Source organism: Planctopirus sp. SH287 (assembly GCF_056500625.1).
This window is the reverse complement of sequence record NZ_CM151403.1, coordinates 4,986,264-5,001,311: the sequence shown is the minus strand read 5'-3', so window position 1 is coordinate 5,001,311 and position 15,048 is coordinate 4,986,264. Positions and strand designations below refer to the sequence as shown.

The 15,048-nt window shown below is 54.6% G+C and carries 9 protein-coding genes; 4 read left to right on the top strand and 5 right to left on the bottom strand.

Annotated features, from left to right (window positions below):
• Positions 1-64 precede the first annotated feature (64 nt).
• On the top strand, positions 65-1,546 hold the full coding sequence (locus SH287x_RS18585) for a UTP--glucose-1-phosphate uridylyltransferase (RefSeq protein ID WP_479515880.1): 1,482 nt from the start codon (positions 65-67) through the stop codon (positions 1,544-1,546).
• Positions 1,547-1,683: 137 nt separating this feature from the next.
• Here the strand turns inward: SH287x_RS18585 and SH287x_RS18580 are convergent, their stop codons facing one another.
• The 3 genes from SH287x_RS18580 to SH287x_RS18570 all read right to left on the bottom strand — a co-directional run bounded on the left by SH287x_RS18580 (position 1,684) and on the right by SH287x_RS18570 (position 5,482).
• On the bottom strand, positions 1,684-2,955 hold the full coding sequence (locus SH287x_RS18580) for a DUF6807 domain-containing protein (RefSeq protein WP_479515879.1): 1,272 nt from the start codon (positions 2,953-2,955) through the stop codon (positions 1,684-1,686).
• 136 nt (positions 2,956-3,091) lie between these two features.
• On the bottom strand, positions 3,092-4,294 hold the full coding sequence (locus tag SH287x_RS18575) for a BtaA family protein (protein ID WP_479515878.1): 1,203 nt from the start codon (positions 4,292-4,294) through the stop codon (positions 3,092-3,094).
• A gap of 45 nt (positions 4,295-4,339) precedes the next feature.
• On the bottom strand, positions 4,340-5,482 hold the full coding sequence (locus SH287x_RS18570; protein WP_479515877.1) for a UDP-2,3-diacylglucosamine diphosphatase: 1,143 nt from the start codon (positions 5,480-5,482) through the stop codon (positions 4,340-4,342).
• Positions 5,483-6,006: 524 nt separating this feature from the next.
• On the opposite strand from SH287x_RS18570, the gene SH287x_RS18565 reads away from it, so the two are divergent.
• Complete coding sequence (locus SH287x_RS18565; RefSeq protein ID WP_479515875.1) at positions 6,007-6,945, top strand: AAA family ATPase; 939 nt, start codon at positions 6,007-6,009, stop codon at positions 6,943-6,945.
• Between the two features lie 259 nt (positions 6,946-7,204).
• On the opposite strand, the gene SH287x_RS18560 is transcribed toward SH287x_RS18565, so the two are convergent.
• Positions 7,205-8,632, bottom strand: coding sequence for an IS1380 family transposase (locus tag SH287x_RS18560; RefSeq protein WP_479515874.1), 1,428 nt, complete (start codon positions 8,630-8,632; stop codon positions 7,205-7,207).
• Positions 8,633-8,805: 173 nt separating this feature from the next.
• Positions 8,806-10,146, bottom strand: coding sequence for an MFS transporter (locus tag SH287x_RS18555; RefSeq protein ID WP_479515872.1), 1,341 nt, complete (start codon positions 10,144-10,146; stop codon positions 8,806-8,808).
• Positions 10,147-10,605: 459 nt separating this feature from the next.
• On the opposite strand from SH287x_RS18555, the gene SH287x_RS18550 reads away from it, so the two are divergent.
• Together SH287x_RS18550 and SH287x_RS18545 are read left to right on the top strand one after the other, a co-directional pair.
• Positions 10,606-11,013 (top strand): hypothetical protein, encoded by a 408-nt coding sequence (locus SH287x_RS18550; protein WP_479515871.1) that lies wholly within the window; start codon positions 10,606-10,608, stop codon positions 11,011-11,013.
• A gap of 806 nt (positions 11,014-11,819) precedes the next feature.
• A complete protein-coding gene (locus SH287x_RS18545) occupies positions 11,820-15,020 on the top strand; it encodes a tetratricopeptide repeat protein (protein WP_479515870.1) in 3,201 nt (1,066 codons plus the stop codon).
• Positions 15,021-15,048 lie beyond the last annotated feature (28 nt).

Sequence of the window (15,048 nt, the reverse complement as noted above, 5' to 3'; positions counted from 1 at the left end):
GTAAACAAGACTTGCGGTCACTTCTGATAGACTGAATTGGATCGTTGGATTGCAGGAAAACCCCATGAATGCTGGCGGCCGGTCGGAATCCTTTCATCGAACGAATGGCCAGGAGCCTGTCGTTGAGCAAGCGCTTGCTCAATTGGCAGACGCTGGTTTTGTTCGATTGGAAGGTTGGTTAAAGGGATTAAAGCCTGCCAGCCAGCTCCACCTTTCGCAGCAGGTGATCTCGACCGACTGGAATGTTTTGAAGGATGCGACACGTTCCAAAGCGGTGGATCCTCAGCAAGCCCATGAATCGCCTTCCGCTCGTGCCATGGCTCCCGAGCAACTCATCCGTCAGCCCAAAGATGCCAATGATTTCTCCAGTTGGCGCGAAGCCCACCGCCAGGGATGGGAACTGCTCAAACGCGGCCAGGTTGTGATCATGGTTGTGGCGGGTGGGCAGGGAACACGGCTGGGATTCGAGCTTCCCAAAGGCCAGTTTCCGATCGGGCCACTGAGCCAGACCTCGTTGTTTCAGCAGTTTTGCGAGCAGATTCGCGCGATTGACGCAGAAACCGGATCAACGCTGCCTTACTGCCTCATGACAAGCGATGCGACCCATGATGCGACGATCGCTTACTTTGAAGCCAACAATTATCTGGGATTAAAAAAAGAGCAGGTCTATTTCTTCAAACAGGGAAATATGCCCGCACTCGACACGACTCATGGTGAGCCTCTCCTGGCTTCTGCCGATTCATTGGCCATGAGTCCCGACGGGCATGGGGGAATGCTGCAAGCGTTTCGTGAGAGTGGCTTGCTGCAAAAGTTTCTGGACGAAGGGCGAACCACTCTCTTTTATCACCAGGTTGATAATCCTGCTGCGATTCTCGCTGACCCGGCATTCCTTGGCTGGCATCAAAAATACAACTCCCAGGTCTCCACAAAAGTCGTCGCCAAGAAATCGGCCAGCGAACGAATGGGCGTGGTCGTTTCGATCGATGGGGCCAGCCAGATCATCGAATACAGCGATATGCCGCCCGAACTGGCTCAACGAGTGGATGCACTGGGCCAATTGCAGCTATGGGCCGGCAACACGGCGATTCATCTGTTCGATCTGGCGTTTCTCAAAGAATTAAGTGAGCGGTCAGCCTTGCCTGTCCATGTGGCTCACAAACCTGTTCCCTGGTTTGATCCTCAAACGGGGGAGGTTGTCGCGAAATCAGAGCCGAATGCCTGGAAATTTGAACGATTCATCTTTGATACCTTGCCACTGGCCGAGCGGTCACTGGTGGTCGAAGCGGATCGCGCGCGGGAGTTTCATCCAGTGAAAAACCGGGATGGCGCTGACTCTCCGACATTGGTGCGGCAGGCGCTGCTCGACCTTCACCGCAGTTGGCTGATTCAAGCCGGTATGAAGGTCTCTCCGGGTGTGAAAGTTGAAATCAGCCCGCTGGTCGCGCGGGATGTCGAAACGTTAGCCCGGCTGTTACCTGCGGGGACAGAGTTCAAGTCGGATCTTTATCTTGATCTGCCCGCACTCGATGCGATCTGTCGACGTTAAATCCGTTCCAGCTTCAGCGTGGCGGCGTATGGGCGTCATTTCTCCTGAAAAATCTGGATCTTTACGCCGCCAGAACGCTACATATAAGTGCATATCAGAGAGAGGAACCGCTCAAGCTTTGAATATCATCGCGGTGATTACTCGCCCTTAACAACGACTGAAACCGGGTTGGCATAGTCTTGCCAGAGTCGGTCAATCTCCGTGGTGTCGGGAGCACCCGCCTGAGCAAAAAAGCGATAGCGGGTGACGTAAGGCTGCCCCGGTTCAATGGTGAACGCCCCCAGGACAACGGGCGTGAACGAGAAGTAGGGCATACTGGGATGCAACCGGACGGGCTGAGAGAAGCGGAAGTTGCTGGGGTGATCGAAGACGGTGATCCCTCCGGCAGGAGCTTGTCCGTCACGCGCGGGGAGTTGTCCCGTGAGATTGCACCATCGCGGGCGAGTGTGGTTGCCGTCTTTGCGTGATTTGCCGTCGCTGGTGAGAAAGTCGCAAAGAGCCGGAGTCTGCCAGAGGTGGTTTCCCCGGACACAGAGGCCGCCGTAATCGTTGCGAAGCAGTTTTAGCGGTGAATCAATGGCGCAGGTAAGCGTCGATTTCCAATCGAACAGGAAGCCGTCGGTTCGTCGATAAACTTGAACTTCCCAGAGTTCATTCAAAGCCACTTTCGGGCCAGTGGGAGCCGTCTGATCAACGTGTTCCAGCGTGGTGGAAAAGCTGGCGAAGACGGGGCCGCTGGTCGATTCTTTCAGTTGCTTGTGACGAACTTCACCTTGCAACTTGTGGCTGTTCCAGAAGTCGACCTTCCGGCCTTCAAACTCGGCATTAACCCAGGCGAACATGATTCCGTGCTGGTGCATGTGATCGGCAGGCATGGCGTCGGTTAACTCGCGGCCCAGAGGATCATAGAGAGGATGAATGAATCCGCTGCGCTGATAGAAAGGCTTGGACGGATCAGCCGAAGGCATTTCAGCGATCTGATATGTCAGCACGGGCAGCCTATCAACCGAGAGCGTGATGGCCTGCCCGGTGAGCCTGGCCGTGACTGCGGCCGATTCTTGCGGATTGGCTGTTGGGGGATTGGTAGGCGGTGGATTCTGGTTGGAGTGTGGTGAAATCAGGTATTGCCGCGTTTTTCCTGCGGGAAGGTTCTCCAGCATCCAGTGAAGTCGTGGTGGGGAACCGGCTTCAAGTTGGCAGGGAACAGTCCGCTGAGAATCGACTTCAACAACCGAACAGGCAGGGGCCTTCACAAGAGATTCTGGCAACTTGACCGCGAGGGGAACGTTCTCCCGATCCCATTTTCCGGCGGCAATCTCCACAATCACCGCTTCTGCTGCTACGCCGGGCAAGGCTGTCGCAAGCAACAGTAAGACAACAACAGCCAGCCAGCCCGGAAATCGGATCATGGGAAACTCTCCTTGAGCCAGGCGAGGGTCACTGACGGAAGTCTCGAGAGGCTTCCGTTCATCAACTGACCACAATTGCCGGGCCTGTTCAGCGTCGTTGGCGGCTCCTGTTCTGAAACCTCATGCCACATTGCTTTTATGTGTTTTTGATATTGGCAATACAGAAGCTGCCATAGGTATGCACGCGGTCTTTCGCATGCAGTTCTTCTGCCAAAGCGCGGTTGTACTGAAGAGCTTCGCCGAGTGTCTTCTTCTGGCCGTTGACCGTCACTTGAATCGGATTGACGAATTCGCCATTGAGACCAGCCGACCGCCACAGGACGCGAGCGTTGGGAGCTGCTTTATCCATGATTCCTTGCCATTCCTGCGTGAGAATGGTCATCGCAGGATCGCGTGAGAGCCAGTCCATATGGTCGAGCAGAATGAACCGTGAAATCTTGTGCGGTGTTTCCTGCAAGAAGCCCAGAACATGGTTGGTATGCGTGCTGACGTTCTCAATCGCACCGGCCTTGAGCTTGGCAAAACCTTCTGGTTTCAAATACTCGGGGCAGCATTCGGGAGTATATTGGCCGGTCAGGTAGACGCGCCAGAAGTAGTTGTCTTTGAGAGGCAGCTTAGTGAAGACGGCTTCCACGCGATCCATCACAAACTGAAGGATGCCGCCGGGATACTGCTCATCAATCTGCTTGCGCTGAGCACGCGGCACCCCCAGCAAGGCCAATGTCATATCGCGGCGCATGGCCCAGCGAATGAACGGTCTCCAGAGCGATTCGGCCAGCTTGTATTGCTTAAAAATATCGCGCTGTTGTTCGACACTGCTGGCAGCAAGGATGGCGTTGACGCCGTCGCGCACCTTGGCAATCCGGTCGATATAGACGTTAATAATATAGGCAAATGTCCCCGAGGTGCAGTGGAAATAGAATGATTTCCGCCGAGTGTCACCTGTGAAAAAAGCCTTCTTCCGATCCCAGAACTTGCGAGTGGTATCGCTGAGTTGAGGACGCAATTTCTTGGTATAGACGTTTGCCCAATCCGGGTGACCGCCGCGACCAAAGATCTGAAAGAAGTCTTCGTATTCGAGAGCACGCACGCCAGCCTGCTTGAGTTCCAGCAGCGCGTTCTGGCGGAGATTCATATCGACCGCGTGAACATGGCCCGCTCCGGCCAGCACATAATCCAGGGCATTGCAGCCTGCCGAGGTAATGACGACAACGCGATCTTCCGCTGTCAGTTCGAGTGCCACCCGGTCAAGCCGGGGGTCTTCCCAGCACTGGTTGTAAACCAGATTCCGACCATGAACGAGGTTGAACCAGGTCTTGCTGAGTTTTTCGACAACCATTCGTCAGTTCCCGGCCGCAATTTTCACGCGGGGGAAAAGGCGACCTTAACAAGAAGCGGCCACCACATGAGGACTTGTCGGTTCACTGCAGGCACAGGCCAATGCCGGAAGCGACAAGTTGTGGAGACGATCTCTTGAAAGGACGTTTTCACCGCAGGGATTTGCGGTGCCCGATTCCCGCATGGAGGGGGTTTCAAAGTAGTGGATCAGTTTAAGCTGACCTGAAGCATATTCCACGAACGCCGTACAATTCTCAACCCAATCTCCAGTGTTACAATAAATGATTCCATGGCGCTGGTCGTGTGCCGGTGTGTGGATGTGTCCGCAAATGACCCCTTCACACCCTTTCTCGAGGGCATATCGGGCGAGTCGCTGCTCGAAAGAACTGATGTAACGGACGGCCTGCTTGACACTTCGCTTGATGCGACCACTGAAGGAATAGCTGCCACTTGCCGGGGCCTGAAACCAGCGACTGAACAACCAATTGGCCGAGAGGAGCAGGTCGTAACCGATGGAGGCAACGCCGGAAATCCATTGGGCGCTCTGCTCGACCACATCAAATTTGTCGCCGTGAATCACCAGATATTTCTGACCACTGGCGGATTCAAAGACAAATTCGTCTTGAATGGTGACAAAATCAAATCCCCACTGAAATCGTCGCAGGAAGGCGTCGTGATTTCCGGGAGTCAGATAAATGGTGGTGCCTCCAGCGGCTAATTCATGCAAGCGGGAAAGAATGTCATTATAAACCTGTTTCCAGGCGAATGACTTTTTGAGCTTCCACCCATCGATGATATCACCCACGAGATAAAGTGATTCTGGCTCAACACTTCGCAAAAAATCCAGCAGTTCGGTGGCATGGGCATGCCGACACCCCAGGTGGGTATCGCTGATGAACACCGTGCGGATCGGGCGATCTGTCCGGAGATCGATCGGGGAGAGTTGCCCGCGTGCTGGAAATTCTTCCGGCCAATCCGTTCGCGGGGAATCCTGACGAAGCGGACGCCAATTCCACTCCAGATGCTCGGCGGCATCCCGTGGTGGTGAAAACGGCTGTAGCTGGGACTCAGCCCCAACCGGAGAAAACCGACCCTGGCTTTCCCGATTCAGGTGTGTCCGAGCCTGGTTTGACCCAGAACGGTCGCCGTTCAACGTGTCGTTGAAAACAGCGGAAATCATGGAGGACATGCGTAACTCCCGGCAGGATGTTCCTGCAAGATGACCCGCCCTGCCATGTGCCGAAAAAACGGTCTCCAGGAACCGCCTGAACGGACAATCGGCAAAACGGCTTCACCGGGGAAGCTCGCCAACACTGCGAAAAGAATTTCCCCAGTCTCAGTTATCATCCATACCAAGATGGTTTCGCGATGAATCTCTGGTGAAAGTTCCGCGAATCCCGTGCTCACTTAAAACAGAACCAGGTCAGTAGTTACCCTAAATCACGGTCGTTAGTGGTTTCAGCAATGCTGAGAAATTCTGTGAAAGTTCTGCGGCAATATGATCCCGCCCACATAGATTCTTCATCAGAACAAGGCGTGTGTGGTGGCACGGGAGCGACCATGGATTCTAAGATGATTGCGGCCAGCGCTGGCCCGGAAAAGTGAGTATGAATCCATCGGCTCCCTGCTCAAGAGTCAGATGGGATCCAGTTCACGCGACGATCAGCGCAGGTTGGCCTTATTCCGCAGATCCATTGTCAACAGGAACCTCGGGTGGCAGACCTACACGCACTTGTCGCAAAATTAGAGCAGAACATTGGCCTGGCACTTTTGGGTAAGCCAGAGCCTGTTCGTCGGTCGTTGGTTGCGTTACTGGCCGAGGGGCATTTGCTGGTCGAAGATGCTCCCGGTGTGGGAAAGACATCACTGGCCAAAGCGATCTCGAAAAGTCTGGACTGCGCCTTCACCCGCTTGCAGTTCACCCCGGATATGCTTCCCAGCGATATCCTGGGATCGAGTGTTTATCTTCCGAATCTGGGGAATTTCGAGTTCCGCAAGGGGCCGATTTTCACCAACGTCCTTTTGGCCGACGAAATCAACCGGACAACGCCGCGTACGCAAAGTGCGCTTCTGGAAGCCATGAGCGAAGGACAGGTTTCCATTGAAGGAACCACTTATCCTTTGGTCGCTCCGTTTTTTGTGCTGGCCACACAGAACCCGTTTGAGTTTGAAGGGACTTATCCACTTCCAGAAAACCAGCTCGATCGCTTCATGATTTGTGTGGAGATCGGTTATCCCAGCCGGGATGTGGAAAAGGATGTTCTCGTGCATCACCGTAGCGGACAACCTGTCGATCGCATTGGCCCGGTCATCACTGTCGACGAGTTGCGGCAACTGCAACTGGCAACCCGTGAAGTGAAGGTTGACGATTCGATCAACGATTACATTCTGGATCTGGTGACCGCGACACGTCATCACGAAGAACTGCAGCTGGGGGTCAGCACCCGCGGGGCCATTACGCTCTATCGGGCGGTGCAAAGCCAGGCTTTTCTGAGTGGGCGTGACTATGCAACCCCCGATGACGTGAAGGCACTGGCCGAGGCGGTTCTGGCTCACCGGATTGTGTTGAAAGGCGTGATGCGAGAAGGGCAGCGTGAGCGATCGAAAGCCGTTATCCGGCAGATCCTCAATAAGACAGCCACTCCGTCCTGATCACGACGTTCGGCTAGCCCGGATATCTCACCAGGGCGTGGGGGTGGTGTTTTTTTGCTGGTTGGTAATCGGTTGGAGGGCTGGTGGGGGCCGATCGTTGGGGATTTCGTGATCGCGGAGCGGAATTGCAACGGATTTCCGGCGGGTTCATGGTTTTTTACTCTGCTCAGCGCAGAACTTCTCCCCGCTCTTCGCTGTCGAAACAGGTCTTCGACCGAAGAGGCCTTGGCAAACTCCTGATTTCTAAGCCATAGGCTGGTTACACTCGCAGAGGTGTCCGTTCCTGACGCCGGAGGTTGCCAAGGATCTCTCGGAACAGCGCCTGATACGGATACGCCTGCGACAACGACAGCACCACCCGTCGCACACTCACACTGATTCGTCCACCGATCTTGAGCAGCCTGGCCCGAATCGTGTTGACCTGAGCTGTCGCCAGCGACGTGCCTTTCAGGCCGAACTCCTTGAGCGCTTTATGCAGCACATACGCCATGGTCGAGAACAGCACCCGCAACTGATTACTGCGCATGGCGTGGGTACTCGTGCGGTCGGCGAACAGGAACAACTGCTGTTCTTTAATCCGGTTCTCCATCTCGCCGCGAGCACAATACAGATCCTCGTATAGCGGCCGGGCAGCCATGCGTCTTTCCGGCAGACTCGTCACCACGAACCGGGGGTTGCTCCCTTTCGATAAGTGCTCAGCCTTGCCCACCACCCGGCGGGCCTGCGACCAGCTTTTCCGGGTGCGATACTCAAAGTCTTTGAACACCCGGGAAGAGGCCTGAGTCTGCTCGAACAGAGCTTGCGCCTCGTGCAATTCTTTCCCGATGATGTTCAGCAATCTCTTGTTCTTGGCCAGGCCGAAGACATAATCCACGCGGTTTTGTTCACACCAGTGCAGGATCGCTTCGCGACAGAAGCCGCTGTCGCCACGCACAATGATCCGCACCTGAGGCCAGGCAGCACGCAGCTTGGGAACGATCTTCGCCAAGACCTCCACGGTGCCCGCACAGGCGTCGATATTCGAGGGTTTGAGTAAGGCCAGGAGCGGCCAGCCATCACAAAAACAGGACAGCGGCAGGTAGCAATAATTCTGGTAGTACCCGTGAAAGAACTTGCCAAGCTGATCGCCGTGAATGGGGTTGTCTGTGGCGTCGAAGTCGAGAATCAGTTCTGGCGGTACGCACAGTTTGGCCTTCATCCGAATGAAGATATCGACCAGCGTTTCCTGCAACTGGTCGATGCTGGCGACAATCTTCTTGTAGCGACTTTTCGCACTGGCTCCGGGCGGTGTGAGTTCCAGCCGGTTGAGCGTGCTCTTGCCCGCCAGCGGCTTGCCGTGATCTTGTGGATGGAGGCGATTGTGGCCAGTGATATCCTTTCGTCCACAGAGCAGCGCCAGGAGAGGATCATGGCGAAGTTGTTCGTGATCGTTGAGGTCTTCATACCCCAAAGCCAGCCCCATCACCCGCTGGAGCAGGAGTTCTTCCACGGTGAATTCAATGAGTTCTTCATCGCGATGATCGGTGAAACACCCGGCCAACTGGCGGACGATGCCGAACCGCTCTTCGACTTCGCGGAGTAAGAGCCCCCCGGCATCGGAAGTGATCTTCCCGCCGTCAAAATCAGCGACCACTTCCCGGCGATCGTGGTGCTGAAAGAGCAGCTGCTGCGTGTTACACTCTGTCATGACGAGACGTCCTTGTGCTGGCGTGGTGAGTTGTGTGGTAACAACACTTTACGCAAATCCAGGCGTCTCGTTTATGCTGCGCTGTGAGAAATCCGGGCTAGAAACTCCCCGCAAAAACCGTCACAAGATGCGAACGTCTGATACTGACGTTCGCATCTTGACGAGCCGTTCGTTTACTCGGTGACTCGCACGGCAGGCTTGGGTCGGAAGAAGACCAGAAATGCGATGAGGGCCAGGATGACGCCACCAGCCGGCACCAGCCAGAACGTTGTCCAGTTGATGACCATCGTTCCGTCAGGCCCGGGAACTTTGCTGAACTCCGCGACATATCCCGACAGAATACTTCCCATCCACATGCCCACACCGTAAGTCAGGAAGCTGAAAAGCGCCTGACCACTTCCACGGATTTCCTTGGGGGCGGTGTTATCCACATGGATAAAGCCCGCAGCGAAGAAGAAGTCAAAGCAGATCCCGTGGAGCGCCACACCAATCAGCACGAGCATGAACGGTGAAGGAATGACGGCGAAAGCATAGCCGATCTTCTGCGAAAGCGTCGCATCGGCCATCAATTCCGGGCCGGGGCCACCAAATGCGAACAGGGTGTAACGCAAGCCCCAGCAGAACATCCCCAGCGCCAGCACCCAGCGCATCTTCATGGTCTTGAGGAACCATGGCAGGAAGGGAAGGAGTGCCAATTCGGCAAACTGACCAATGGTCATGACTCCCGCCACATCTTTGACACCTGCGCCAAATTCAAGGAAAGTTCCCGTAAAGGAATAGTAAAAGGCCAGCACAATCGTGATGAGAAACGACACCAGAAAAAAGACTGCAAACGAAGGGTCTTTGAAGAGTGCCAGTGCTTTCAGGAAGGGAATGCCATCTCCGGCTTTCCCTTGAGGAGGGGTATGAGGCATGACCAGACTGATCGCCCCCAGGAGTACCGAGAAACCCGCCGCCAGATAGAACGGCTTGCTGGTCTGGAATGCGGGTTCTGTCGCAGTGGAAAGGACATTTCCAACCAGCAGACCAGCGACAATCCAGCCAATGGTGCCAAAGACACGCACACTCGGAAAATCTCGCTCACCGCTGGGAACGTGAGTAAAGGCAATCGTATTAGAGAGAGCGAGCGTCGGGTTATAGAGCAGGGCATAAGCCAACGAGATCCCCCAGAGCAGCCAGTACTCTTCCGGACTCTTGACCTGTGCCATCCAGTAGAGCAGGCCCGCTCCCGCCAGATGACAAATCGCCATCACTTTTTCACTGGCCAGAAAACGGTCGGCAATCTGACCCGCAAAGAGCGTGGCAAAGATCGCTCCCAGAGGCATCAAAGCATACATGGCTCCCACATGTGTTTCGGTGAAACCCAAGTGCTTCAGATAATTGCCAAGGATTGTGAACCAACTCCCCCAAATAGCAAACTGCAGAAACATCATCAGCGAGAGCTTGGCTCTCAGCCCCATCGGTAAGGGCGGCAGATGAGACGGAGCGGTTGAGTCCAATGTCGTCGCGACCATAGATGGTGATTCCTTGCCGCCCGTTCATTCAGAGCGTGGCAGCCTCTGTTGTCTGAAGATCAATGGGGAAGTGCTGAATCCATTCACCCGGCGAGCGACGTGTCGTTCCACTCCGCAAGCATGAACCAGTAAGCATGAACCAGTGCGTGGATCATCCGTAGGGACATCCCCCTTCGCAAGTGGGCAGACGTGAAACACGCGAATTTCCAGCCTTCTTGCTGAGAGCATTCGATCAAAACGAATAACTTTTTCAGCGCGTTCCCTGAAGGCTCTCACTGGGAAGCCGTGAATCAGCCGCAACAAATTGTCAAATCCTCTAAACACCCCATGCTTCTTAATCTTTACAAACGGTTCAAATTCAATACAATCGTTATTAGCGGAGTAATCCGCGCAATCGCACCGGCGACGTCGCCGATGTGGTCGGAACAAACCGGGTGGCAACCCATCGAGGAGACGCAAGTGATTTTAATTAAAGCACTTTGGAATGATTGTCAGGGAGCAGTGCTCTCTGCGGAACTTGTCCTGCTGGGCACAATTGGCGTGCTTGGCTCTATTGTGGGCTTGAACGCCGCCGCGACTGCGGTGAACGACGAAATGGTCGAGCTTGCCCAGAGTTTTCGCAGTCTTGATCAAAGCTATGTCGTCCGTGGTCATCGCTCATGCGGGGCCTGGACTGCGGGATCTTACTATCGGCAACCGCATGTCGAAGAGTCTGTGGCAGCGATCTGCGCGAATGGCGAATTGGATCGTGATGCTGCGGAAGAACAGATTCGCCACGAACGTGGGGAATTTCAGCAGCCAGGAGACCTGGGAACAGGGGAAGCACTGCCTGAAAACGAAATTCGCGTCACTCCGAACGACGTCTAAAACCCTTCGCTTCATTGTTACAACCTGACGATTTGCCACACGTCTTCTTGTCACTGAGCGATTGTGTCTCACCCCTGTTCTGACCAGAGGAACTTCTTCTGGAGTTCACCAGAACGGGGGTGATTTCGTTTCATGACGATTGCTGAAGCTGAACGCCCCCTTTCCCAACCTTTCAAAACGACTCGCCAAAAACTGCGAAAGTCGAACTCAGTGCCGTGTCGCGGCTTTGTCTTCGGGTTGATGTCGCCGCAACGTCCTCCGTTGTCGGACTTAACAACAGAAGAGACCCGAATTTTAGACTTTGACAATGCACTCAGGGGGAATGTGTGTTGCGGCCCAGCCAATCCCTACCGTCTGAACGATCGGCAAAACCGGAGATCAGCGGAATTTGCCGATGATCAACTCGGAAAATCTCGATACAAAAGAGCAGTGGATAGAAATCTTTCTTCTGTCATTTTGATTTCACACATCGCGTGTGACAGATTTGATGATTCAAATTCAGCCGGCCTGCTCTCACCTGCAAAGCTGCGTGCGTTCACTTTTGTTCCGTACGGCATGAGTTTTTACTGACTTCCATTGGATTTGATGTTGCGAATCATGCAGGCCCCGCAACCTGTGTGTTCTACGCCTCATCATGTCCGCTGACTGCCATCGTCGCCCTATCCCCCTCAGGACGGCGATGGCGGTCTTTTTTTGCGCGCCGTTCAAGGCTAGTCTGGAAGTGGGCGGCTATCTGATGCCGCATAAAACCAGCGGCCTGATTCTGGCAAATGACTTGTTGCCGGAACTCTGCGGACAGAAGGCATATGCAAGCACGAACCATTGTCATCTCCTCAGGATTCGTTTGCATTGCCATTATGGGAGAGGCGTGCGGAGTATTTAGCCTTTCTGTGATGGCTGCTCCGCTGGTGCAGGTTCAGCCGGGGCCACCCGGAAGCCTGGAGAATTTTAACCTGGGCGTGAGCCTGTATCGTCAAAGCCGCTGGGGGCTGGCGGTGGAGTCCTTTCAGGAATTCATTCAGTCGCAGCCTAACAACCCGCGAGTTCCTGAAGCGCAGGTTTATCTGGGACTGGCGCTCATCAATCAGCAGCGCTATGACGATGCCCGCACGGTTCTGCGTCAGTTTCTTGAAAAGTCCCCCGAAAATGGAAACGCACCGCAAGCCCGGTATCGGGTGGCCGAATGCAGCTTTCTGTTGAATGACTTTGCCAACGCCAAGGTTGAACTTCAAACCTATCTTCAAAAACATCCCAAAGACCCTCTGGCTTCCCGTGCCCTGGCTTATCTGGGTGATGTGCTGTTGCAACTGAAAGATCCTGTCGCTGCGATTGCCGTCTTTGAAGACGCACGCAAGCAGTTCCCCAACGGGCCACTGCTGTCTGATATCGAATATGGTCTGGCTCAAGCCTATGCAGCGGCTGGCAAGCCAGAACCAGCGCTGGCACTGATGACGACAATTGCGGCCAACTCCAAGCATGCCCACGCGCCTGATGCACTCCTCTTTCTGGGAACACAGGCTTCCAATGCAAAGGACTCTGTTAAGGCCGCCGGATATTTTCAGTCGTTGATCGATCAGCACCCGCAAAGCCCGCTGTTGATGTCGGCTCAAACCAATCTCGGCTACGCCCTCTTTCAAGCGGCCCAATATGCCGATGCCGCCAGGCGATTCCAGCAGATTGCCGAGGGGCTGCTTAAGTCACGAGAAACCTGGACTCCTCAACAAAAACAGCAGGCAGCCAACGCCCTCTATTGGCAGGGGCTGAGCGAGAAGAATGACGCCAGGTATGAACAGGCCATCCTTGTCTTCGGCTCGGCTGCAGAACTGGCCGGAGAAGAAGCGGCTCTTGGTGAAGTCATTCTGCATCAACTGGCTCTCACCGAACGGGCAGCGGATCGCGGCAATGATGCCCGTAAGCACGCGCTGCAACTCGTACAGAAGTGGCCCAAGGGCGACCTGGCTGATGATGCCTTGCTTCTGGCGATTGATCTGTCTCTCGACTCACAAGATGCCGCTGAAACAGAACGGCTGGCGGCTCAGTTCGCCAAAAATTATCCCGACAGCCCGTTGAAATGGCATGTCCGCCTGCTTGAAGGGCGCCGCCAGTTGGAGGCCAGCACAAAGACGACAGACCTTCCGTTACTAAAGAAGGCGCGAGCTGCTTTTGAAGAAACACTTCAAGCAAGCCAATCCGTCGAACTTCAGGATCAGGCACGCTATTTCCTGGGGCTGGCGCTGCAACTGGAAGGGGATGTGCCGGGGTCGATGAAGATGATTGCCCCGCTGGTAGCAGCCGCCACTGAGACGAGCACGCGGCCAGAGATCATCGAGTCATTGGTCATTCAAATGTCAGGCCAGCTATCACTGGGAGAATGGGCACAGGCCGTTTCTACAGCCCGGCAATATTTGAAACTTTATCCGAAGGCCACCCAGCGACGCCGGGCTTATGCCCTGCAAGGTTTGTCATTGGCGAAGATGGGGTCGTGGCCTGAAGTCGAGAAATTACAACTGGCTTTTCTGGCAGAGTTCCCCGACGACCCTGCTGTGGCTGCGGCTGTGATGGATCAGGCGGAAGTGGCGGAAGCGGCTAAAGAATGGCCCGTGGCAATGGGCTATTTCCAACGGCTCAAGACACTGGCAGAGGGAACTCCCAACGAACCTTTTGCCTGGCGGGGAGTGGCATGGTCTCAGTTGAGGCAGGATAAATATTTAGAGGCTGCGAAAGAATTCCATGAACTGGCCACACGATTCCCACAGCACCCTTTAACAGCGGAAGCAACCTATTACGAAGGGGAAGCACAACTGCTGGCGGGTGACTCCGCTAAAGCTCTGGAAATCTTCCAGGTCGCGTTTGAGAAGTTTTCTCCTCAAGAGCCGGCTGAAGCAGGGGCTGAACGCAAAGCCCCAGTCATCTTTGGGTATCGTGCCGGCTTGCAAACTGCTCGAACGCTCGAGCAAATGAATCAAATGGAGAAAGTTGATCAGGCTTATACGCTTTTGCTGGAAAAGTATCCCAAAGCCGAAGTGCTGGATCAGATTCTCAATGAATGGGCGTTACTGAACTATGAAGCCGGTCGTTTTGATAGGGCCGATCAAATTTTTGCTCGCCTGATCGCTGAACGCCCTGAAAGTGAACTGGCTGACAATGCCATGTTAAGTCTGGCGGAAAGTGCTTTGATTAAAGCTGACTTTGAAGCTGCCAGAAAAAGTTTGGAGACGCTCGTTCAAAGTGAGAAGTCCGACAACGTTGTGAAAGAGCGTGCTCTTTATCAGTTAATCGTGCTGGCCATCGAACAACGACAGTGGGCCGACGCGATCCGGCTGGCCAATGACTATCTGACGAAATATCCGGACAGTCCCCAGAAGTTGCAAATTGCTGTCTCATTGAGCGAGGCTCGGCTGGCCAACGATATGACCACCGAAACCGCCTTGGAGGTCATTGCTCAGCTTGAAGAGATTCGGGCTGCTATTACGACGGCTCGTGCTGCGGGCGATGTTCAGGAGTGGCAAGGTAGGGCCTGGGTCTTATGGGCCGAAGCGAAACTTCGGACTAAAAGCTATGAAGGAATTGCCGAAGCGGCCAAAGAGCTGTCTGACTGGAAACCACCCGTGGCAGGGGCCTGGCAGATTCAGGAGGTGCTGGGGCGTTCGTTCAAGCAGCAGGCCAGGTTCGATGCAGCGAGAGCTGCGTTTATGGCCATCACTCGTGAGCCTTCCGCCCAGCAGACGGAGTTAGCAGCGAAAGCCCAGTTTCTCATGGCAGAAACTTATTTTTTGCAGGAAAACTGGAAGCAGGCCTTTCTGGAGTATCAGAAGGTTTATGCCAATTACGCCTATCCTGAATGGCGAGCCGCTGCGTTGTTACAAGCAGGCCAGTGCGATGAGCAGCGCGGTGAGTGGAAAGAGGCCATCGCCTCTTATGAACTGCTCTTACGAGAATTTCCCCAGGCTTCCCATGCGGTGGAAGCCAAACGGCGATTGGAAGCGGCGAGAAAAAGAACGCCATAGTCAGAGCTTCTTTTCCGCTCCGATCATG

Bases quoted from the DNA above. Each gene is read 5' to 3' on its own strand.
- SH287x_RS18585 (WP_479515880.1), top strand. From the start codon at position 65: ATGAATGCTGGCGGCCGGTCGGAATCCTTTCATCGAACGAATGGCCAG.
- SH287x_RS18580 (WP_479515879.1), bottom strand. From the start codon at position 2,955: ATGATCCGATTTCCGGGCTGGCTGGCTGTTGTTGTCTTACTGTTGCTT.
- SH287x_RS18575 (WP_479515878.1), bottom strand. From the start codon at position 4,294: ATGGTTGTCGAAAAACTCAGCAAGACCTGGTTCAACCTCGTTCATGGT.
- SH287x_RS18570 (WP_479515877.1), bottom strand. From the start codon at position 5,482: ATGTCCTCCATGATTTCCGCTGTTTTCAACGACACGTTGAACGGCGAC.
- SH287x_RS18560 (WP_479515874.1), bottom strand. From the start codon at position 8,632: ATGACAGAGTGTAACACGCAGCAGCTGCTCTTTCAGCACCACGATCGC.
- SH287x_RS18555 (WP_479515872.1), bottom strand. From the start codon at position 10,146: ATGGTCGCGACGACATTGGACTCAACCGCTCCGTCTCATCTGCCGCCC.
- SH287x_RS18545 (WP_479515870.1), top strand. From the start codon at position 11,820: ATGCAAGCACGAACCATTGTCATCTCCTCAGGATTCGTTTGCATTGCC.